The organism is Kocuria arenosa (genome assembly GCF_042879215.1).
In the GTDB taxonomy this organism is placed as follows: domain Bacteria; phylum Actinomycetota; class Actinomycetes; order Actinomycetales; family Micrococcaceae; genus Kocuria; species Kocuria arenosa.
This window is the reverse complement of sequence record NZ_JBHZTA010000014.1, coordinates 26,552-47,570: the sequence shown is the minus strand read 5'-3', so window position 1 is coordinate 47,570 and position 21,019 is coordinate 26,552. Positions and strand designations below refer to the sequence as shown.

General features: G+C 71.9%; 15 protein-coding genes and 1 pseudogene. 11 read left to right on the top strand and 5 right to left on the bottom strand.

From position 1 onward, the window contains the following. Window positions 1-196 precede the first annotated feature (196 nt). From ACFYE3_RS17435 to ACFYE3_RS17400, 8 genes are all read left to right on the top strand, one after another. Entirely contained in the window at window positions 197-1,003 is an 807-nt protein-coding gene (locus ACFYE3_RS17435) for a hydroxypyruvate isomerase family protein (protein ID WP_387611237.1), read from the top strand. A gap of 76 nt (window positions 1,004-1,079) precedes the next feature. Next, window positions 1,080-1,964, top strand: a complete 885-nt coding sequence (locus ACFYE3_RS17430) for a 2-hydroxy-3-oxopropionate reductase (RefSeq protein WP_387611234.1) — start codon at window positions 1,080-1,082, stop codon at window positions 1,962-1,964. Between the two features lie 69 nt (window positions 1,965-2,033). Then, complete coding sequence (gcl, locus tag ACFYE3_RS17425; protein ID WP_387611232.1) at window positions 2,034-3,809, top strand: glyoxylate carboligase; 1,776 nt, start codon at window positions 2,034-2,036, stop codon at window positions 3,807-3,809. A 31-nt stretch (window positions 3,810-3,840) separates the two neighbouring features. Next, complete coding sequence (locus tag ACFYE3_RS17420) at window positions 3,841-5,007, top strand: glycerate kinase (RefSeq protein WP_387611229.1); 1,167 nt, start codon at window positions 3,841-3,843, stop codon at window positions 5,005-5,007. A gap of 421 nt (window positions 5,008-5,428) precedes the next feature. Next, a complete protein-coding gene (gene allB, locus ACFYE3_RS17415; RefSeq protein WP_387611249.1) occupies window positions 5,429-6,802 on the top strand; it encodes an allantoinase AllB in 1,374 nt (457 codons plus the stop codon). A 300-nt stretch (window positions 6,803-7,102) separates the two neighbouring features. After that, window positions 7,103-8,683, top strand: coding sequence for an NCS1 family nucleobase:cation symporter-1 (locus tag ACFYE3_RS17410; RefSeq protein ID WP_387611226.1), 1,581 nt, complete (start codon window positions 7,103-7,105; stop codon window positions 8,681-8,683). Between the two features lie 52 nt (window positions 8,684-8,735). Then, window positions 8,736-9,467: an aspartate/glutamate racemase family protein gene (locus tag ACFYE3_RS17405; RefSeq protein WP_387611224.1), complete on the top strand. Its 732-nt coding sequence runs from the start codon at window positions 8,736-8,738 to the stop codon at window positions 9,465-9,467. 161 nt (window positions 9,468-9,628) lie between these two features. After that, on the top strand, window positions 9,629-10,261 hold the full coding sequence (locus tag ACFYE3_RS17400; protein WP_387611222.1) for an AmiS/UreI family transporter: 633 nt from the start codon (window positions 9,629-9,631) through the stop codon (window positions 10,259-10,261). 420 nt (window positions 10,262-10,681) lie between these two features. Here the strand turns inward: ACFYE3_RS17400 and ACFYE3_RS17395 are convergent. Continuing rightward, window positions 10,682-11,020: pseudogene (locus ACFYE3_RS17395) on the bottom strand (nucleoside deaminase); the annotation flags it as partial. Window positions 11,021-11,254: 234 nt separating this feature from the next. Here ACFYE3_RS17395 and ACFYE3_RS17390 point away from each other — a divergent pair. The 3 genes from ACFYE3_RS17390 to xdhC are packed head-to-tail and all read left to right on the top strand — an operon-like array spanning window position 11,255 to window position 15,934. After that, complete coding sequence (locus tag ACFYE3_RS17390; RefSeq protein ID WP_387611220.1) at window positions 11,255-12,766, top strand: xanthine dehydrogenase small subunit; 1,512 nt, start codon at window positions 11,255-11,257, stop codon at window positions 12,764-12,766. Next, window positions 12,763-15,138 (top strand): xanthine dehydrogenase molybdopterin binding subunit, encoded by a 2,376-nt coding sequence (gene xdhB / locus ACFYE3_RS17385; RefSeq protein ID WP_387611217.1) that lies wholly within the window; start codon window positions 12,763-12,765, stop codon window positions 15,136-15,138. Before ACFYE3_RS17390 ends, xdhB begins: the two co-directional genes overlap by 4 nt. A 1-nt stretch (window position 15,139) precedes the next feature. Then, window positions 15,140-15,934 (top strand): xanthine dehydrogenase accessory protein XdhC, encoded by a 795-nt coding sequence (xdhC, locus tag ACFYE3_RS17380; RefSeq protein WP_387611214.1) that lies wholly within the window; start codon window positions 15,140-15,142, stop codon window positions 15,932-15,934. 29 nt (window positions 15,935-15,963) lie between these two features. Here xdhC and ACFYE3_RS17375 read toward each other — a convergent pair whose 3' ends face one another. From ACFYE3_RS17375 to ACFYE3_RS17360, 4 genes are all read right to left on the bottom strand, one after another. Then, window positions 15,964-16,275 carry a DUF6907 domain-containing protein gene (locus tag ACFYE3_RS17375; RefSeq protein ID WP_387611211.1) on the bottom strand — a complete coding sequence of 104 codons (312 nt, stop codon included), beginning with the start codon at window positions 16,273-16,275 and terminating at the stop codon, window positions 15,964-15,966. Between the two features lie 103 nt (window positions 16,276-16,378). Beyond that, window positions 16,379-18,724, bottom strand: a complete 2,346-nt coding sequence (locus ACFYE3_RS17370) for a chromosome segregation ATPase (protein WP_387611208.1) — start codon at window positions 18,722-18,724, stop codon at window positions 16,379-16,381. 203 nt (window positions 18,725-18,927) lie between these two features. After that, entirely contained in the window at window positions 18,928-19,575 is a 648-nt protein-coding gene (locus ACFYE3_RS17365) for a response regulator (RefSeq protein ID WP_387806167.1), read from the bottom strand. Further along, window positions 19,569-21,005, bottom strand: a complete 1,437-nt coding sequence (locus ACFYE3_RS17360; protein ID WP_387611202.1) for a sensor histidine kinase — start codon at window positions 21,003-21,005, stop codon at window positions 19,569-19,571. The genes ACFYE3_RS17365 and ACFYE3_RS17360 overlap by 7 nt, the downstream gene beginning before the upstream one ends. Window positions 21,006-21,019 lie beyond the last annotated feature (14 nt).

The window sequence follows — 21,019 nt, the reverse complement described above, 5'->3', positions numbered from 1 at the left end:
GTGCCGCCCTGCCACCGTGGCGGCACGGGGTCCTTCCATGCCACCGAACCATGACTGCGCATTTCCACATAACGAAATAGTTTTTCCAATCGGGGATTGACCTGCATCACAGCGGACCGTACGCTGTTTCATAAGACAGAAATCGCCTTCCACATCTCGAAATAAGTGGGGGCCCGCCTGAACCAGGAGGATCCAGATGTCCTACACCGTGAACTGCTCCATCCTTCTCACCGACCTGCCCCTGCTCGAACGGCCGGCCGCGGCGAAGGCCGCCGGCTTCGACGCGGTCGAGTTCTGGTGGCCCTTCGCCGAGTCCGTGCCCGCGGACCGCGACGTCGACGCCTTCGTGAGCGCGATCGGGGACGCGGGAGTGCAGCTGACCGGGCTGAACTTCAACGCCGGCAACATGCCCGGCGGTGATCGCGGCCTGGTGTCCTGGAAGGGTCGCGGCAGCGAGTTCAAGGAGAACGTCGCCGTGGTCGCTGCCATCGGCGAGCGCACCGGGTGCAAGGCCTTCAACGCCCTCTACGGCAACCGTCAGCCCGAGCACACCCCGCAGGCCCAGGACGAACTGGCCGTGCAGAACCTCGTGGCCGCCGCCGAGGGCGTGGCGCGCATCGGCGGCACCGTGCTGCTGGAGCCGGTCTCCGGCACCGAGGCCTACCCGCTGAAGACCGCCCAGGACGCCCTCGACGTCATCGCGAAGGTCCAGCAGGCCGGGGCGGAGAACATCAGGCTGCTCGCCGACTTCTACCACCTGTCGGTCAACGGCGACGACGTCGCCGCGGTCATCGAGAAGCACGCCGCGGACTTCGGCCACATCCAGATCGCCGACGCCCCCGGCCGCAACGAACCAGGCACCGGCAAGCTGCCCCTGCAGCAGTGGATCGACCGGTCCCAGGAGCTCGGCTACGCCGGCTGGGTGGGTCTCGAGTACAAGGCCTCCCAGGAGGACCCCTTCGCCTGGACCGCCGCATGGTCCGCGGCCCGCCCCGGCGCCTGATCCACCTCCTCCCCCGCACCTGCCACCACCGCCCGTCGCCCGCACCGCACGGGCCCCCACAGTGAGGACTCCCACCATGACCAACGTCACCGTCATCGGACTCGGCATCATGGGCCTGCCCATGGCCAAGAACCTCGTCAAGGCCGGCTACGACGTCGTCGGCTTCAACCGCTCCCAGGACAAGATCGACCAGCTCGTCGAGGCCGGCGGCAAGGGCGCGTCCAGCGTGGCCGAGTCTGTCGAGAACGCCGACGTCGTCATCACGATGGTCCCGGACTCCCCGGACGTCGAGGGCGTCGTGACCGGCGAGGACGGCGTCTTCGCCAACGCCGCACAGGGCACCGTCTGGATCGACGCGAGCTCCATCCGCCCGGACGTCGCCGCACGCCTGTCCCGGGAGGCCGTCCAGCACGGCCTGCGCCCGCTGGACGCCCCGGTCTCCGGCGGCGAGCAGGGCGCCATCGACGCCGTGCTCTCGATCATGGTCGGCGGCGAGGCCGCGGACTTCGAGGCCGCCCGCCCGGTGCTCGAGGCCGTCGGCAGGACCATCGTGCACGTGGGCCCCGCCGGCTCCGGGCAGACCGTCAAGGCCGCCAACCAGCTGATCGTGGCCGGCAACATCCAGCTCCTCGCGGAGGCCATCGTCTTCCTCGAGGCCTACGGCGTGGACACGGACGCCGCGCTGAAGGTGCTCGGGGGCGGCCTGGCCGGCTCCAAGGTCCTGGACCAGAAGGGCCAGAAGATGCTGGACCGCAACTTCGACCCGGGCTTCCGGCTCCAGCTGCACCACAAGGACATGGGCATCGTGACCTCCGCCGCACGCGAGGCCGGCGTGGCCGTGCCGCTCGGCGCGATCGTCGCCCAGCTCGTGGCCGCCACCGTCAACAAGGGTGACGGCGGACTCGACCACTCGGGTCTCTTCAAGCTCGTCGAGGAGCTCTCCGGCCGCTCCGGCCGCTGACCTGCCCGACCCCACCCCACCCCACCGCTTCCCGACCCGATCCCGGGTCCCGCTCCCAAGGAGTTCATCATGGCCAGAATGCGCACGGTCGACGCCGTCGTCGCCATCCTCGAGAAGGAGGGCGCCACCGAGGCCTTCGGCCTGCCCGGCGCCGCCATCAACCCGTTCTACTCGGCGATGCGCGCCCACGGCGGCATCCGGCACACCCTCGCCCGGCACGTCGAGGGCGCCTCGCACATGGCGGACGGCTACACCCGCGCCGCCCCCGGCAACATCGGGATCTGCGTCGGCACCTCCGGTCCCGCCGGCACCGACATGATCACCGGCCTCTACGCCGCGTGGGCGGACTCCGTCCCGATCCTGTGCATCACCGGCCAGGCCCCCGTGGCCAAGCTGCACAAGGAGGACTTCCAGGCGGTGGACATCTCCTCGATCGCCGCACCGGTCACCAAGATGGCCATGACGGTGCTGGAGCCGGGCCAGGTGCCCGGGGCGTTCCAGAAGGCCTTCTACCTCATGCGCTCGGGCCGGCCCGGACCGGTGCTGCTGGACCTCCCCCTGGACGTCCAGCTCGCCGAGATCGAGTTCGACATCGACGTCTACGAGCCCCTGGCCGTGCACCGCCCCGCAGCGACCCGCGCGCAGGCCGAGAAGGTCCTGGACATGCTCTCCGCAGCGCGGCGTCCGCTCATCGTGGCCGGAGGAGGCATCATCAACGCCGATGCCTCGGCGCAGCTGGTCGAGCTCGCCGAGCTGCTGGACGTGCCCGTGATCCCGACCCTCATGGGCTGGGGCGCCATCCCGGACGACCACCCGCTGATGGCCGGGATGGTGGGGCTGCAGACCTCGCACCGCTACGGCAACGCGACGTTCCTGGAGTCCGACTTCGTGCTCGGCATCGGCAACCGGTGGGCCAACCGGCACACCGGCGGTCTGGACACCTACACCCGGGGCCGCACGTTCGTGCACATCGACATCGAGCCCACCCAGATCGGGCGCGTGTTCTCCCCGGACCTCGGCATCGTCTCCGACGCCGGCGCGGCCCTGGACGTCCTCATCGAGGTCGCCCGGGAGCGCAAGGAGCAGCTCTCCGTGCCGGACTGGTCGGTGTGGGTCAAGGACTGCGCCCAGCGCAAGGGCTCCATGCACCGCAAGACTCACTTCACGCAGGTCCCCGTCAAGCCGCAGCGCGTCTACGAGGAGATGAACACCGCCTTCGGCACGGACGTCACCTACGTCTCCACGATCGGGCTCTCCCAGATCGCCGGCGGCCAGTTCCTGCACGTGCACGGCCCGCGCCAGTGGATCAACGCCGGCCAGGCCGGGCCGCTGGGATGGACCGGGCCCGCCGCCCTCGGCGTCGTCCGGGGCAAGCCCGAGGCCACTGTCGTGGCGCTCTCCGGGGACTACGACTTCCAGTTCATGATCGAGGAGCTGGCCGTCGGGGCGCAGTTCAACCTGCCCTATCTCCACGTGGTGGTGAACAACTCGTACCTGGGCCTCATCCGCCAGTCCCAGCGCGGGTTCAAGATGGAGCAGAACGTCTCCCTGGCCTTCGAGAACATCAACTCCCCCGAGACCCAGGGCTACGGCGTGGACCACCTCAAGGTCGTCGAGGGCCTGGGCTGCAAGGCCCTGCGCGTGACAGATCCGGAGAAGCTGCAGGAGGCCTTCGGCCAGGCCCGGACCCTCCTGGAGAAGCACCGGGTCCCCGTGGTGGTGGAGGTCATACTGGAGAAGGTCACCAACATCTCCATGGGGACCGAGATCGACAACGTGGTCGAGTTCGAGGAGCTCGCCGCCAGCGGCGTGGACGCTCCGACCGCGATCGCCCTGCTCGACTGATCCCCACCCGCACAGAACAGGAGGACCGGCCGTGCGCATCGTCGTCGCCCCGGACAAGTTCAAGGGTTCGCTGGAAGCCACCGACGTGGTGGAGCACCTCTCGGCGGGCATCCGGTCCGTGGAACCGTCCGCCACGGTCGTGGCCGTCCCGGTGGCCGACGGCGGCGAGGGCACCCTCGACGCCGCCGTCGGGGCCGGGTTCACCGCCTGCCCCACCACGGTGACCGGTCCGGTCGGGGAGCCCGTCGAGGCAGGGTTCGCCCTCCTCGACCGGACCGCCGTGGTGGAGATGGCCCTGGCCTCAGGACTGGCCGCCCTGCCGGCGGACGAGGACGGCGAACCCGTCCTCGACGCCGGGGGCGCCACCAGCCGCGGCACCGGGGAACTGATCCGGGCCGCACTCGACGCCGGAGCCACCCGGATCGTCCTGGGCGTGGGCGGCAGCGCCTGCACCGACGGCGGCGCGGGGCTGCTCGAGGGTCTCGGCGCCCGCCTGCTGGACAGTGAGGGTCACGAGCTGGGCCGCGGGGGCGCCGAGCTCGCCCGGCTGGCCCGGATCGACCTCACCGGTCTGGACCCCCGGGTGCGGGACGCGCAGTTCGTCCTGGCCGCCGACGTGGACAACCCCCTCACGGGGACCAACGGAGCCCCGGCCGTGTTCGGCCCGCAGAAGGGCGCGGACCCCGGACTGGTCGCATCCCTCGATGCCGCGCTGACGCTCTTCCGGGACCGGCTGGCGGACGTCCTCGGCCCGGCCGTCCTGGCGGCGGCCGGGTCCCCCGGTGCCGGAGCCGCCGGAGGCGTGGGATTCGCGGCACTCGCCGTGCTCGGGGCCCAGCGCCGTCCGGGCATCGACGTGGTTCTGGAGTTCGTGGGTCTCGCCGACCGGGTGACGGGCGCCGACCTCGTGGTCACCGGCGAGGGCAGCCTCGACGAGCAGTCGCTCGGCGGGAAGACCCCCATGGGGGTCGCCGCCGCGGCGCACGCCGCCGGCGTGCCGGTGGTGGCCGTGTGCGGCCGCACCACCCTCGACGAGGAGACCCGCCGGGACGCGGGCTTCCTGCGGACCTACGCCCTGACCGAGCTCGAGCCCGATCCGCGGGTCAGCATGCGCGAGGCCGGCAGGCTGCTCGAGCAGGTGGGCGCCCGGCTCGCCCGTGATCTCCCCGACCTGCTCGCCGGGGCCCAACCCAACTGACCGATCCGGCGCCCCGTGCGGACGCCGATGACGAGAAGGAACGTCGATGACGGAGAAGAAGACACCGCAGCAGCCGGGCACTCCCGGCCGGGGCGAGAAGCAGACCGACAAGCAGGGGCGTCATCCGGCCCCGCAGGAACCGTCCGCGGAGCGCGAGGGGCGGGCGGACGGCACCGCGGACGGCACCGCGGACGCCGCCGGGCGCCCGCAGCGGACGACCGGGGACCCCGCGGCGACCGCCCAGGAGGACTCCGCGCGCGCGGCCACCAGGCCGGCCGCCGCCCAGAGCGCGTTCGAGGCCGAGCAGGCGCACCAGCGAGAGGTGAGCGAGGACGCCAACGACCCCGAGCGCGTCCGCCGCCTCATCGCCGACTACAAGCGGGAGCACGGGCTCCCTGCCGACGCCTCCGACGCCCCCCACCTGGGGGCGGACGACGACGGCACCTTCGCGGGTGATCACCGCGAGTTCGACCTCGTGGTGCGCGGGAAGAACGTCTCCTGCGGCGACCACTTCGCTCCGCGCGAGGTCGGCGTGCGCAACGGCAAGATCGTGGCCATCGAGCCCCTCGGCGCCGGACTGGTCGGCCGCGAGACCGTGGAGCTGGCCGAGGACGAGCACCTGCTGCCCGGCCTGGTGGACACCCACGTGCACATCAACGAGCCCGGCCGCACCGAGTGGGAGGGCTTCGCCTCCGCGACCCGCGCCGCCGCCGCCGGGGGCGTGACCACGGTCCTGGACATGCCGCTCAACTCGGTCCCGGCGACCGTGAACGTGCCGGCCCTCGAGTACAAGCGCCTCTTCGCCCAGAACAACGTCTTCGTCGACGTCGGCTTCTGGGGCGGGGCGATCCCCGGCAACAAGCCCCACCTGCGCGAGCTGCACGACGACGGCGTCTTCGGCTTCAAGTGCTTCCTGCTGCACTCCGGCGTGGACGAGTTCCCGCACCTCGAGGCCGACGAGATGGAGGAGGACCTGGCCGAGATCAAGACCTTCGACTCGCTGATGATCGTGCACGCCGAGGACTCCCGCGCCATCGACCGCGCCCCGCACCCGGAGGGGGACGTCTACGAGAACTTCCTCAGGTCCCGCCCGCGCGGGGCGGAGAACCTGGCGATCGCCGAGGTCATCGAGCGCACCCGCTGGACCGGCGCCCGCTCACACATCCTGCACCTGTCCTCCTCGGACGCCCTGCCGATGATCGCGACGGCGAAGGCGGACGGCCTGGACATCACGGTCGAGACCTGCCCGCACTACCTCACCCTGCTCGCCGAGGAGGTGCCCAACGGGGCCACCGCCTTCAAGTGCTGCCCGCCGGTGCGGGAGGTCGGCAACCGGGAGCTGCTGTGGCAGGGCCTGATCGACGGGACGATCGACTTCGTCGTCTCCGACCACTCCCCCTCGACCCTGGACCTGAAGGACCTCGACAACGGCGACTTCGGCGTGGCCTGGGGCGGAGTCTCCTCCCTGCAGTTGGGCCTCTCCCTGATCTGGACCGAGGCCCGCCGCCGGGGCGTGGCCCTGGGCCGCGTCGTGGAGTGGATGTCGACGAAGCCCGCCCAGCGCGCCGGCCTGCGCGCCAAGGGCAGGCTGTCCCTGGGCTACGACGCCGACCTGGTGGTCTTCGCGCCCGACGACGCGTTCGTCGTGGACGCCGGGAGGCTGCACCACAAGAACCCGATCACCCCGTACCAGGGAAAGGCGCTGTCCGGAAAGGTGCGCCGGACCTACCTGCGGGGCACTGCCGTGGACTTCGAGACACCGCGGGGCCGCCTGGTCCGCCGGGGTGAGAGCTGACGGTCGTCCGGCACGCCTCGGCACAGGCCGCCGAGAAGGAGCCCGCTCCTTCTCGGCGGCCTGTGGTCGTTTTAGACGCAATTGGTTCACAAGTGAAATTACCATTCCAGAACCCTTGACTGTGCCCTGGGCCACATCTAGAGTTATTCCAATGGATGAAATCTTAATTTCGCCATACGAAATTCATGACAGGTTGACCTCGATGTGCCGGCCAGTAGCGCTACATCTGGCAGCACGGACCTAGGCCACCTCCGCCCGAATCCGGGCCCCACCTCTCATCGCCGCAGGGAGATCCGAATCATGTCCCCACAGCACGCTCCCGGCCCGCACGCCGAGCACGGGCACCCGCACCTGATCACCTCGGAGCCCTGGGGCACCGGGGACCCGGCTGTGGAAGCTGCCGTCCACGTGCCGGGTACCACCGGCCCCATCCCCACGGGCGTCAGCCCCCGGCTCTACAACGAGGACCTGGCACCCACCACGAAGAAGGGCCGGACCTGGCACGCCTACAGCATCTTCACGCTGTGGGCCAACGACGTGCACTCCCTGGGCAACTACGCGTTCGCCATCGGACTGTTCGCCCTGGGGCTGGGCGGGTGGCAGATCATGCTGGCCTTCGTCCTCGGTGCCGCCCTGCTCTTCCTGCTCCTGAACCTCTCCGGGTTCATGGGAGAGCGCACGGGGGTGCCGTTCCCGGTCATGAGCCGCATCGCCTTCGGCGTCAAGGGCGCGCAGATCCCCGCCATCGTCCGCGGCGGCGTGGCCATCGCCTGGTTCGGCATCCAGACCTATCTGGCCTCGTTGGTGCTCCGGGTGCTGATCCTGGCACTGGCGCCGTCCCTGGCACCGCTCGACACCAACTCGTTCCTCGGCCTCTCGACGCTGGGCTGGATCGCCTTCGTCGCGCTGTGGATCGTGCAGGTCGTCATCGTCAGCTTCGGCATGGAGATGATCCGCAAGTACGAGGCCTTCGCCGGCCCGATCATCCTGACCACCCTGCTCGCGCTGGCGATCTGGATGTTCGTGGAGGCCGGAGGGTCCATTGCCTGGTCCACGGCCGACTCCCTGACCGGCGTCGAGATGTGGGTGCGCATCTTCCAGTCCGCCGCCCTGTGGGTGGTCATCTACGGCACCTTCGTCCTGAACTTCTGCGACTTCACCCGCGGCGCCCCCTCGGAGCGCTCGGTGGTGCGCGGCAACTTCTTCGGCATCCCCATCAACATGATGTTCTTCGCCGCCATCGTCATCGTCCTCGCGGGCGCTCAGTACCAGATCGACGGAACGATCATCGAGGGCCCCACCGACGTCGTCAACGCCATCCCGAACACCTTCCTGCTGGTGCTGGCCTGCCTCGCCCTGATCATCCTGACGATCGCCGTGAACCTCATGGCCAACTTCGTCGCCCCCATCTACACCTTGGCCAACCTCTTCCCGCGCGCCTTGAACTTCCGCCGGGCCGCCATCGTCTCCGCGGTGATCGGCCTGCTCATCCTGCCGTGGAACCTGTACAACTCCCCCGTGGTCATCGTGTACTTCCTCGGCGGACTGGGGGCGCTGCTGGGGCCGCTGTTCGGCGTGATCATGGCCGACTACTGGCTGGTGCGGAAGGGCAAGGTCAACATCCCGGACCTGTACTCCGAGGCCCCGGACGGGGAGTACGCCTACACCCGCGGCGTCAACCGCAAGGCCATCGTCGCGGGCACACCGGCCGCGATCGTCGCCCTGATCCTCGCACTCGTTCCCGCCTTCACCTTCGTCGCCGGGTTCTCCTGGTTCGTCGGCGCGATCCTGGCCGCCGTGATCTACCTGCTGATCAGCGACCGCCACGCCACGTTCCACGCCGTCGACGGCGAGGAGATCGCCGTGGCCCCGAAGCACTGACCGCCCCGGCGACCACCACACGCCCGGGACCTCCGACCGAAAGGCCATCCGCATGCGCATCCTCGTGCTCAACGTCAACACCACCGAGTCCATGACCGCATCCATCGGCCGCGAAGCAGCGGCCGTCGCCGCCCCGGGGACGGAGATCGTGCCCCTGACCCCGCAGTTCGGGGCCGAGTCCGTCGAGGGCAACTACGAGAGCTATCTGGCCGCCATCGCCGTGATGGAGACCGTCAAGGCCTATCCCGACCCCTTCGACGCCGTCATTCAGGCCGGCTACGGCGAGCACGGCCGGGAGGGCCTCCAGGAGCTCCTGGACGTGCCGGTGGTCGACATCACCGAGGCCGCCGCCAGCACCGCCATGTACCTCGGGCACAAGTACTCGGTGGTGACCACCTTGGACCGCACGGTCCCGCTCATCGAGGATCGCCTGAAACTTGCTGGGCTCTCCGACCGCTGCGCCTCCGTGCGGGCCAGCGGCATGTCCGTCCTGGAGCTGGAGTCGGACCCCGACGCGGCGGTCCAGGCCATCCTGGACCAGTCGATGCGCGCCGTCGAGGACGACCACGCGGAAGTCATCTGTCTGGGCTGCGGTGGCATGGCCGGGCTGAAGAGCAAGGTCTCGGAGCTCACCGGCGCTCCCGTGGTCGACGGCGTCACCGCAGCCGTGACGATCGCCGAGTCCCTGGTCCGGTTGAACCTGTCCACGTCCAAGATCCGCACCTACGCCCCGCCCCGGACCAAGACCGTCAAGAACTGGCCCCCGCGAGGCCTCCTCTCGTGAGATGCCTCCCGGTCATGCCCCGGTGCGCCAGACTCCGCCTGGCGCACCGGAGCGAGGCCCCGCCACTGCCCGAGGCGACGAGCGGTGGCGGAGAAAGGTCGAGGAACAACCATGGCCGCCTCCTGGCCCTGGGACCGTAACGCTCACGGGAGCCGTCGACCATGACCGCGGTCGGCCTGCTCTACGTCGGCGCGGTTCTGTTCATCAACGGGATGATGCTGCTGGGCCACATCAGCGGCACCGCCGCCGCTCCGCTGAACTTCTTCGTGGGAGCACTGCAGGTGATGACCCCCACCTGGCTCATCGTCTCCGCCGAAGGCGATAGCGCCCGGATCGCCGCGGCCGCCGGGCTGTACTTCTTCGGCTTCACCTACCTCTGGCTGGGCGTCAACCTGGTCACCCGCTGGCCCGACCACGGGCTGGGCTGGTTCTCCCTGGTCGTGGCCGTCAGCGGGGCAGGCTTCGCGGCGCATTCCTGGGTCGTCCTGGGCGGGCGGGTCCTCGCCGTGCAGTGGTTGATGTGGTCCGCCCTCTGGGGCGCCTTCTTCGTGCTCATGGCCCGGGACCGCGCGGACCTGGCGCCTGCGGTGGGCGTCCTGGCCATCGGCAACGCTCTGTTGACGACCGGCCTGCCCGGCTTCCTCGCCCTCTCCGGAGGGTGGCACGACTCCTCCGCACTCGCCGGCAGCCTCGCCGCCCTGGGAATCCTCCTCCTGCTGTCCTGCCGCCCCGTGGGCCGGCTCCTGGCGGCCCGCCCGCGTTCCCCCGGTGAGCCCCCGGCGCCACGCCACTGACCCAGGGACGCCGGAGAGGTCCGGGCGCCCTGGCAGAGGTGTCCTGCCCAAGGCAGCGGCACGGGGCGCGAGGCCCCGGCCGCCGGGTTCGCCCCTCCCAGGGGTGGCTCAGGCCCTGCCCTGGTCACCGATCACCGATCACCTGCAGGATCGAGCCCGTGTGCGTGATCTCCCCGGAGTCGATCAGCTTCCGGACGTCGTCGAAGTGGCGCCCGGGACAGCCACGACCTCGGCCCCGGCGGCGGTGACCACGAACCGGCTGCGGACGCCCGTCGCCGCGACGAGGCCCACGTTGGCGGCGAAGGCCGTCTGGGTGAACGGGTCGAGCACCGGCGCCCCGCGGAGGAGAGCACGTCCGCCCGCAGGCCGTCGGCCACGCGCTTCGAGTCGACCTCGGTCCCGCTGCTCCGCGCTCCGGGCGAAGAACTCGTAGAACTCGGCGTCGTCGAATCCGCCGGCCGCCGCGTCGTGCCGGTCGGCGGCGAAGCACACCGCGTCCAGCCGGGCCCACAGCGAGGCCGACAGGCACAGCGGGCACGGCTCGCAGCTGGTGCAGAGCACGGCCCCGCTGAGGTCGAAGGTCTCCAGCTCGCGACAGGCGCTGCGGATCGTCATGACCTCCGCGTGCGCCGTGGGGTCGTTGTCCGCCGTCACGCGGTTGACGGCGGGGACCTCCCGCCCGGTAGATGGTCCCGCTCGACCGGGACCCGCCATTGGCTGAGCCAGACGTAGAGCAGTCCGACGTGAGGTACAACCCATTGCGGAAGAATTCCTCCAGATCCACGCGGGAGCCGGAGTCGGCGCACCACCTCTTGCGGCCACCCCACGGCGTGGTTATGGTGTGACTCAGCCTACGGCGGGTCCTGAAGCGGACTATCTACCGGGCGAGCAACGACGAATCGCGCTGGTCCGCCGCCAGAGAGCTCCCGGTCCCCCTCGGGAACCACCTGACTCCACGTCGCGGCCAGTGGCACGCACCGAGGAGCACAAGGCATGAGTGACATCCGAGTGACGGTCAACGGTCGGGCCCGCAGCTGTGACGGGGCCGGCCCGCACACCCGGCTGCTGGACTGGTTGCGCGGTGAAGGACTGACCGGGGCCAAGGAGGGCTGCGCCGAGGGCGAGTGCGGTGCCTGCGCGGTGCTCGTCGCCCGGCCGGACGGGGAAGGCCGCAGCCGGTGGACCGCGGTCAACGCGTGCCTGCCCGCAGCCGTCGCCTTCGACGGCCAGGAGGTCGTCACCGCCGAGGGTCTGGGGACCGCCCCCGGGGCCTGCGCGCCGGCGGCGCTGCACCCCGTCCAGCAGGAGATGGCGGTCCGGGGAGGCTCGCAGTGCGGCTACTGCACGCCGGGGTTCGTCTGCTCCATGGCCGCCGAGTACTACCGTCCCGAGCGCGAGGCCTCCGGCCCGGAGGACGAGGTGCAGACCGGCACCGAGGTCACCGGCGAGGAGCACGCGGCCGGCCACGAGTGCGGGCCCAACGGATTCGACCTGCACGCCCTGAGCGGCAACCTCTGCCGCTGCACCGGCTACCGGCCCATCCGCGACGCCGCCTACGCGCTGGGGGCGCCGGCCGACGCCGACCCCCTGCTCCAGCGCCAGGAACGGCCCGCGCCGCCCGCCGCGCCCACCCAGGTGGAGGCCGGCGGCGCACGGTTCGTCCGTCCCGGCTCCCTGGCGGAGCTCTTCGAGCACCTGGAGGGCGCGCCGGAGGCGCTGCTGGTCGCCGGTTCGACGGACGCGGGCGTGGGGGTCAACATCCACCACGCCCGTCCGCGGCTGACCCTCGCCGTGGACGGGCTCGACCAGCTGCGCACCCTCGAGGTGCGGCAGGACGGGATCGAGATCGGAGCGGCCCTGAGCCTGTCCGAGGTCGAGCGCGGACTCGCCGGACGGGTGCCCCTGCTCGACCAGCTCTTCCCGCAGTTCGCCTCGCGCCTGATCCGCAACGCCGCGACGTTCGGCGGCAACCTCGGCACGGGCTCGCCCATCGGCGACTCCGCCCCGGCGCTGCTGGCCCTGGGCGCCTCCGTGGTGCTGGCCTCCGCCGGGGGCGAGCGCGAGGTGCCCCTGGACGAGTACTTCACGGGGTACCGGCGCAGCGTCCGCCGCCCCGGGGAGATCATCCGCGCCGTGCGGATCCCGTTGCCTCTCGCCCGGCACACCGCGTTCCACAAGATCGCCAAGCGGCGCTTCGACGACATCTCCAGCGTGGCCGTCGGCATCGCCGTGCAGGTGGACGACGGAACGGTCTCGTCCGTGCGGATCGGTCTGGGCGGGGTGGCGGCCACCCCGATCCGAGCGCACGGCGCGGAGCGCATCCTGAGCGGCGCGCCGTGGCACCGCGACACGGTCGTCGCCGCGGCGGCCGCGCTGGCCGGGGAGGGCACGCCGATCGACGACCACCGGGCCAGCGCACGCTACCGCTCGGCCATGCTCGAGCAGGCCCTGCTCAAGTTCTGGGCGCAGAACGCGCCCACCGCCGATCTGGAGGTGTCCCGATGAAGTCCCTCGCCGACCGACCCGTCGACCCCGTGGTGGGCCTGTCCGTCGCGCACGAGAGCGCCGCCCTGCACGTCACCGGCACGGCCCTGTACACCGACGATCTGATCGTGCGCCACCAGGACGTGCTGCACGCCTGGCCGGTGCAGGCACCCCACGCCCACGCCCTCGTGCAGGACGTGCGCACGGCCCCGGCCCTGGAGGTCCCCGGCGTGGTCCGGGTCCTGACCGCCGCGGACGTGCCCGGCGTCAACGACTCCGGCACCAAGCACGACGAGCCGCTGTTCCCCGCCGAGGTCATGTTCCACGGGCACGCCGTGTGCTGGGTGCTGGGCGAGACCCAGGAGGCCGCCCGGCTGGGGGCCGAGGCCGTCGAGGTCGACTACGAACCGCTGCCGTCACTGATCACCGTGGCGGAGGCCGTCGAGGCCGGGAGCTTCCAGGGCGGTCAGCCCACCGTCAGCCGCGGGGACACCGGCACCGCGCTGGCCGCCTCCGCCCACCGCTTCGGCGGGGAGTTCGGGTTCGGCGGCCAGGAGCACTTCTACCTGGAGACCCACGCGTCCTTGGCCTACGTCGACGAGGCCGGGCAGGTCCTGGTGCACTGCAGCACCCAGCACCCCACGGAGACCCAGGAGATCGTCGCCCACGTCCTGGGCCTGCACAGCCACGAGGTCACCGTGCAGTGCCTGCGCATGGGCGGGGGATTCGGCGGCAAGGAGATGCAGCCGCACGGCTACGCCGCCGTCGCCGCCCTCGGGTCGGTGCTGACCGGACGGCCGGTGCGGCTGCGGCTCAACCGCACCCAGGACATCACCCTGTCCGGCAAGCGCCACCCGTACCACGCCCGCTGGGAGGCCGGCTTCGACGAGAGCGGCCGCCTGCAGGCCCTGGAGGCCACCGTCACCAGCGACGGCGGGTGGAGCCTGGATCTCTCCGAGCCCGTGATGCAGCGGACGCTGTGCCACATCGACAACGCCTACTGGATCCCCCACGTGCAGGTCCACGGCCGCATCGCGAAGACGAACAAGACCTCCCAGACCGCGTTCCGCGGCTTCGGCGGACCCCAGGGCATGCTGGTGATCGAGGAGGTTATGGGCCGGTGCGCCCCGCTGCTCGGCCTGGATCCCACGGAGCTGCGCCACCGCAACCTCTACGTCCCCGGCCAGTCCACCCCCTACGGCCAGCCGGTCCGGCACGCCGAGCGGCTGCGCACCATCTGGACGCAGCTGCTCGACCGGGCCGACGTCGAGCGCCGCCGCGAGGAGATCGCGGCGTTCAACGCGACGCACCCCGACACCCGGAGAGCGCTGGCCGTCACGCCGGTGAAGTTCGGCATCTCGTTCAACCTCACGGCCTTCAACCAGGCCGGTGCGCTCGTGCACGTCTACAAGGACGGGTCCGTGCTCATCAACCACGGGGGCACCGAGATGGGGCAGGGCCTGCACACCAAGATGCGCCAGGTCGCGGCCACGGCGCTGGGCGTGCCGCTGGAGATCGTCCGGCTGGCGCCCACCCGCACGGACAAGGTGCCCAACACCTCCGCGACGGCCGCCAGCTCCGGGGCGGATCTCAACGGCGGGGCCGTGAAGAACGCCTGCGAGCAGATCCGCGACCGGCTGGCCGAGGTCGCCGCCCGCAAGTTCGACATCCATCCCGACGACGTGCGCTTCGTCGACGGCACAGTGACCGGGATCGGCTTCTCCGACCAGGTGATGTCCTTCGCCGAGCTCGCGCACGACGCCTACTTCCAGCGGGTCTCGCTGTGGGCGGCCGGGTACTACCGCACCGAGGGGCTGCACTGGGACGCCGCCCGGATGCAGGGCGAGCCGTTCAAGTACTTCTCCTACGGCGCCTCCGCCTCCGAGGTGGAGGTCGACGGGTTCACCGGCGCCTACCGGCTGCTGCGCACCGACATCGTCCACGACGTGGGCGACAGCCTCTCCCCCCTGATCGACGTCGGCCAGATCGAGGGCGGCTTCGTGCAAGGGGCCGGCTGGCTCACCCTCGAGGAGCTGCGCTGGGACGTCTCCGACGGTCCGCACCGGGGCCGGCTGGCCACCCAGTCCGCCAGCACCTACAAGCTGCCGAGCTTCTCGGAGATGCCCGAGGAGTTCAACGTGCACCTCTTCGAGGAGGCCACCGAGAGCGGCGTCGTGTACGGCTCCAAGGCCGTGGGGGAGCCGCCCCTCATGCTGGCCTTCAGCGTGCGCGAGGCGCTGCGGGAGGCCGCGGCCGCGTTCGGGCCCGGCGGGCGGAGCACCTCGCTCGCGAGCCCCGCCACTCCGGAGGCCGTGTTCTGGGCCGTCCAGGAGGCCCGGCGCGCCCTGCGCACGGAGGACGCCGCCGCGCCGGCCGCCCCGGCGGCGCGCTGACGTGGACTGGCTGGACGCGCTGCAGCACCTGCGCGCGCAGGGCGAACCGGGGGTGCTCGTGACCGTCACGGAGGTGCGCGGGCACGCCCCCCGGGAGGCCGGGGCCAAGATGGTCGTGTCCGGGACCGCCACCTGGGACACCGTGGGCGGCGGCAACCTGGAGGCCAGCGTGATCGAGCGGGCACGGACGATGCTGGCGACCGGGGCGAGCACGCCGGAGACCCTGACCTTCGCGCTCAACGAGCACGCCGCCGTGGCGCACGGGCGGCAGTGCTGCGGGGGCGTGGTCAGCGTCCTGCTCGAGCCCCAGCGCGCCCTGCCGGTGGTCGCGGTTTTCGGCGTGGGCCACGTGGGCCACGAGCTCGGCCGGGTGCTGTCCCGGCTGCCGCTGCACCTGCACCTGGTGGACAGCCGGGAGGGGCAGCTGGACACCGATCGTCTGGCCGACGTCACCGACGGGGCCGCGCAGGTCCACGTCCACCACAGCCCGGTCCCCGAGAACGTGCTGGCCGGGTTGCCGGCCGGTGCGCACGTGCTGATCATGAGCCACGACCACGCCGAGGACTTCGTCCTCTGCGACGCGGCCCTGCGCCGGGACGACCTCGGGACCGTGGGCCTGATCGGCTCCCGGGCCAAGTGGTCGCGGTTCCGGGGACGGCTGCGGGAGGAGGGGCACGCCGACGGCGCGCTCGAGCGCATCACCTGTCCCATCGGGCTCCCCGGCATCCCGGGCAAGGCCCCGGCGGTGATCGCCGTCAGCGTCGCCGCCGACCTGCTCCGGCGGATGAGCCCGTGAGCACCCCGGCCCCGGCCCGCGGAGGTCGGTCACCGCGGCGGCCGAGATCCCGCAAGGTCCGCCAGCGCGATCAGGGACCGTCCCAGCGCGGCGGTCGCCGCCGGGGTGTACTCGCTCGAGCCGATGAGGATGTGGGGCCCGTCCTCCTCACCGTTGCCGGGGTCGACGGACATGCACAGCTGCGCGGTGACGCCCTCCGTGACGGTCAGCGGTTCGCCGGCGTGGACCCAGTCCTCCTCCCCCAGCTGCGCGCCGTGCCGGGCGACGCACCAGTCGGGGCAGATCCGGCCCGGGCTGCGCACGTCGTCGCCCGGGCGCTCGATCTCGGTGCCCTCGTGCACGGGGGATCTCCTTCTGCGCTGCTCGGGGGCCGCGGCAGGTCCCGGATCGTTCGATCCGGGACCCGCCGGCTCCCACCCGCCGAGCACCCCTGTCGGCCGGCGGTCAGGCGACGCAGCCGCCGAGCGCGATCGTGCCGTCGATCGCGCTGATCTGCTTCTGGACCTTCCCGAGCTGGTCCTCCAGACCGTTCACGACGGCCGTCTGGGCGGCGATCGCGTCCTTGTTCTGCTTCTTGAGCGCCTGCAGGTCACGGAGCGTCTTCTGCGCCGCGGTGACCTGCTTGTCCAGCGACACGGCCTGGCCCTGCAGCATCGTCAGCTGCTTCTCCGCGGCGCTGACCGCCTCGTCCGCCTGCTGAAGCTGACCCAGGAGCGGAGCCACGCGACCCTGCAGACCCAGGACCTCGGCCTCCTTCGCCGCGATCTGCGTGTTCAGTCCGGCCACCTTCGCCACGAGGGCGTCCATCTCCGTGGCCAGCGTGGCGATCTCGCCCTGCTTCGTGGCCACGGCCTCGGCGGCGTCCTCCGCGGCCGCCGTCAGCGCGGGCAGCTCACTCTGGAGCTTCTGAAGCTCCGTCTCCTGGGCGGTGACGGCCGCGTCCGCGCCCTCGAGCGCTCCCGTGGCCTCGGCCAGCTGGTCCTGCAGGTCCTCCAGCACCGACTGCTGGTCGCTGATCTCCTGCTGGGCGGCCTCGACGCCCTCCGTGAGGCCCGGCAGGGCGGTCCCGAGATCTGCCACGACCTGCTCCTGCGCGGTGACGCGGTCGGCCGCGGCGGTGACCGCGTCCTGCAGCGCCGGCAGCTGACCCTGCAGCCCGGTCAGCTCGGCCTGCCCGGCCGTCACTGCCGTGCTCGCGTCGGTCACGGCGGACCTGAGCGCGGGCAGCTCGTCCTGCAGCCCGGTGAGCTCGGCCTGCTTCGTGGCCACCGCGGTGTTGGCGGCGGTCAACGAGGCCTGCAGCGGGGCGACCTGCTGCTGCAGGGCGGCGCTCTCCAGCTGCTTGGCCGTCAGCTGCTGGGACAGGGTGTCCGCCTGCTTCTGCAGGGTGGTCAGGTCTCCCTGCAGACCGGAGATCAGCGTGTTCTTGTCGTCGATCTGGGCGGTGACGGTGTTCACCTCGGCCTGGTACTGGGCGATGAGGGCCTCCCGCTCCTTCTTGGTCTGCCCCTCACCCTTGATGTTCGACAGGCGGGCGATCTCCTGGTCCAGGAACGTCCTCCGCTCCTGCAGCTTCGTCAGCTCGGTCCGGGCCTTCGTGAGCTCGGCCTGCTTGGCGGTGATGGCCGTGCTCTTCTCGTCGATCTGCTGCTGGAGCGCGGTGGTGTCGGCTCCCACCGCGGCGATCTTCGCCTCGTTCGCGGCGACGGCGTCCGCGGCGGCCTTCGCCGTGGTCCCGAGAGCGGCCAGCTCGGCCTCGGCCTCGGTGATCTCGGCCTGCTGGACGGCCAGCGCGTCGGCGGCGCGCTGCGCGGTGTCCTGCGCCGCGGCGAGGGTCTCCTGCACCTGGGTGATCTCCGCCTGCTGGGCGGCCAGCGCGTCGGCGGCGCCCTTCGCGGTGTCCTGCGCCGCGGCGAGGGTCTCCCGCGCGTCGGCGATCAGGCGCTGCTGGGCGTCGAGCTCGTCCTGGGCGGCAGTGCCGCTGTCCTGCAGCCGCTGGAGCTCCGCCTCGGCCTCGGCGACGGCCCACTCGGCGGCGGTGCGGGCGGCCCCGGCCGTGGCCGCGGTGTCCTCCAGGACGGCGAGCCCGGCCTCGGCCTCGTCGACCTGCTCGTTCTTGGCGGTGAGGGCACCCTCCGCCGCGGTCGCGGCGGCCTCCAGCGTCGTCAGCTCGGTCCGGGCCGCGTCGATCTGCTCCTGCTTCAGCACGGCGTCCGCGGTCGCCCCGGCGGTCTGCTCCGCCAGGGCGGCGAGCGCCTGCTTCCCGGCGTCCAGGTCCGCTTCCAGGGGCGCCAGCCGCTCCCGCAGGGAGGTCTGCTGCGACTGCAGCTCGTCGAGGGCCTTCTCGGCGGCGGCCACGGCCTCCACCGTCTCGGCCTGCTTCGCGATCAGCGCGGTCTGCTCGTCCTCGGCCGCCGTGATGTCGAGGTCGGTCTGCGCGGCCTGGGCCTCGAGCTCGGCCAGGCCCTTCTCCTCCGCGATGATCCTGGCCGTGAGCTCCTCGGCCGTCCTCACCAGCGTGGCCTTCTCGGCCTGCAGCTTGGTGATCTGCTCGGCGTTCTTCTTCGCGGCCGCCTTCAGCAGGCCCTGCTGCACGGTGCCCCGGTGCGCCGTCTGGTTGACGACACCGTTGCACACCCCGCCGGTCGTGGACGGCGGTGCCGCGTGCGCCGGCGCGGCCACGGCGATCCCGCCGAACACGGCGGAGATCGCCAGGGCCGCCACGGCGCGTCCGGCACCCCGGCGGAAGGTCGTGCCGGACGGTGCAGCAGGAGTGCGTGCGAAAGACATGGTGGAGCCCCCAGATTCGTCGACCCGCTCCCCCTGAGCGGGTCCCCGCGAGAAGTCTGCGGCACGTCGAACTGCTCGGAGCCCGTTTCCGCGTTCAAGTTCGTAAACGCGAAGCCGTTGTCGCGTTCAAATGCCTGAACGCCGCTGTCCGCCGCGGGAGCGGCTGCCGGCAGGACCAGGCCGCGCGGTGCCCGCGGCGGGCCCTATTCGCCCTTGAGCACCCGGAAGGCGCTCTCGCGGTCCTTGACCCGGAGCTTGCGCAGGACCGTGGAGACGTGGACCCGCACCGTGGTCGGGGAGACGAACAGCTTGCCCGCCACCTGCTCGGTCGACCGTCCTTCGGCGAGCAGCTCCATGACCTCCCACTCCCGGGGGCTCAGCTTGGCCGCGGCGTCGGACCTCCGCCGGAAGACCCGCCGGCCCGGCGCGCGGAACTCCTCGAGCACGCGCGTGACGAGGGCGGCGGGCATCGCGGCCTCACCGGCCAGGACGCCCCGCAGGGCATCGGGCAGGGTCGCGGGGTCGGCGTCCTTGAGCAGGTACCCGGAGGCGCCCGCCCGCAGGGAGTCGAAGAGGTCCTCGTCCTCCCGGGACTGGGTGAGCATCACGACGCCGGTCCGGGGAGCGCTGCGGGTGATCTGCTGGGCGGCCTGGATCCCGCTCCCCGGCATGTGGATGTCGAGCAGGACCGCGTCGGGCCGGTGCTCCGCCACGAGCCGCACGGCGTCCTCGGCGCTGGCGCCCTCCCCGCACACCTCGCAGCCGCCCGCCTCCAGCGCCTCGCGGATCCTCGTGCGCATCCGCGCGTGGTCGTCGGCGATGACCACGCGCATCCGGTCGTCCCCTACCACGTCAGCGTCACCGTGCTCCCCCTGCCGAGCTCCGAGTCGATCTCGAGGGAACCGGGCAGTCCACGCGCCCGGTCCCGCATGCTGATCAGACCATAACCCGCACGGACCCCGGTCGAGCGGAGGACGTCGAAGCCGTCGCCGTCGTCCTGGACGGTGAGGCGGCGGCGTTCGCCGTCCCGGCTCAGCCGCAGCCACAGCCTGCCGGCGTGCCCGTGGCGCACCGCGTTGGAGACAGCTTCCCGCGTGATGCGCAGGATCGCGTGCCGCTGGTCGCTGTCGGCGTCGATGGAGTCGTCCACGTCCACCTCGAGCTCCACCCGGTACCGCTGGGCCAGTTCCCTCGCGGTCCGGTGCAGCGTGAACCCGAGGGCCTCGTCCTCCGTGTGCTCCAGGGCGTGGACGGCGGCGCGCGCCTCGTCCAGGGCGCGGTCGGAGGCGGCCATGATGTGGCTCCGCGAGGGGTGCTCCTGCGGCAGGGCGTGGCACTCCATCCGGATGAGCGCCAGTTCCTGGACGACGCCGTCGTGCAGCTCGCGGGCGAGCCGCCGCCGGTCCTCCAGCACCGCGGCCCGGGAGGAGTCGGTCCAGTACTGCTGGATCTCCCGGCCGGCGCCCACCAGCAGGCACAGGTAGAAACCGGTCCGGAGCACGTCACCGGCGTAGAGCCAGTCCGTGTACAGGGAGGGGAACAGGACGTAGTTGACGCGGGCGAAAGCGGCGAGCGCACAGGCCGGGCCCAGCCAGCGCAGGAGGGGGTCCTCGTGCTCCACGGCCTGCACGGTGAAGGCGACGGAGGCCACGAAGAAGCACAGCGCGGCCACCCCCTGCCCGATCAGCAGCAGGGGGTGGCCGGTGAGGATCGCCTGCGGGGTCGTCGCGAGGGCACCGGGCTGGTCGAGGGCCACGGGGAGGGACGATCTGACGGCCCACAGTGCGGAGGACGTCACGGCGACGACCACCAGGGGCGCGCCCACCACCCACAGCTCGGAGCTGAAGGGCGCGTCACGCCGGGGCCCCACCAGGGCAGCCGCTGCGATGAGCGCCGCGCCCGAGAGCCGCAGCGCCAGCGGCAACCAGATGTCCAGGGTTCCGCCCGGACCGAGCCCGGCCGCCTCGACCATCCAGGCCAGGCCGATCCCGGCGACCACCAGGAGCACGAGGCCCTGGGCGAGCAGCAGATCCTGCAACCGACGTCGACGCACGAACCGCCCGTGCAGGAGATACGCGACCAGGAGAGCGACACAGGCGTCGACCGAGTCCAAGACCAGGTGCACGGAGGGACTGCGGTAGCCGAACAGGACGTGCGGGCTCCAGACGACGAGTCCGGTCCCCACGAGGCCGACGGCCCATCCGGCGATCGTCGGCCCTGCGGCGCGCCGGAGAAGGGGGTCCCCGGCGCGGGCGTCGGGGAGCACGGTGGGGGGGTGCATGGGTCGGATTCTAG

Excerpts from the sequence above, each read along its gene's own strand:
- ACFYE3_RS17410 (WP_387611226.1), top strand. The coding sequence starts at position 7,103 with ATGTCCCCACAGCACGCTCCCGGCCCGCACGCCGAGCACGGGCACCCG.
- ACFYE3_RS17435 (WP_387611237.1), top strand. The coding sequence starts at position 197 with ATGTCCTACACCGTGAACTGCTCCATCCTTCTCACCGACCTGCCCCTG.
- ACFYE3_RS17390 (WP_387611220.1), top strand. The coding sequence starts at position 11,255 with ATGAGTGACATCCGAGTGACGGTCAACGGTCGGGCCCGCAGCTGTGAC.
- ACFYE3_RS17405 (WP_387611224.1), top strand. The coding sequence starts at position 8,736 with ATGCGCATCCTCGTGCTCAACGTCAACACCACCGAGTCCATGACCGCA.
- ACFYE3_RS17430 (WP_387611234.1), top strand. The coding sequence starts at position 1,080 with ATGACCAACGTCACCGTCATCGGACTCGGCATCATGGGCCTGCCCATG.
- ACFYE3_RS17400 (WP_387611222.1), top strand. The coding sequence starts at position 9,629 with ATGACCGCGGTCGGCCTGCTCTACGTCGGCGCGGTTCTGTTCATCAAC.
- ACFYE3_RS17360 (WP_387611202.1), bottom strand. The coding sequence starts at position 21,005 with ATGCACCCCCCCACCGTGCTCCCCGACGCCCGCGCCGGGGACCCCCTT.
- xdhB (WP_387611217.1), top strand. The coding sequence starts at position 12,763 with ATGAAGTCCCTCGCCGACCGACCCGTCGACCCCGTGGTGGGCCTGTCC.
- ACFYE3_RS17370 (WP_387611208.1), bottom strand. The coding sequence starts at position 18,724 with ATGTCTTTCGCACGCACTCCTGCTGCACCGTCCGGCACGACCTTCCGC.
- gcl (WP_387611232.1), top strand. The coding sequence starts at position 2,034 with ATGGCCAGAATGCGCACGGTCGACGCCGTCGTCGCCATCCTCGAGAAG.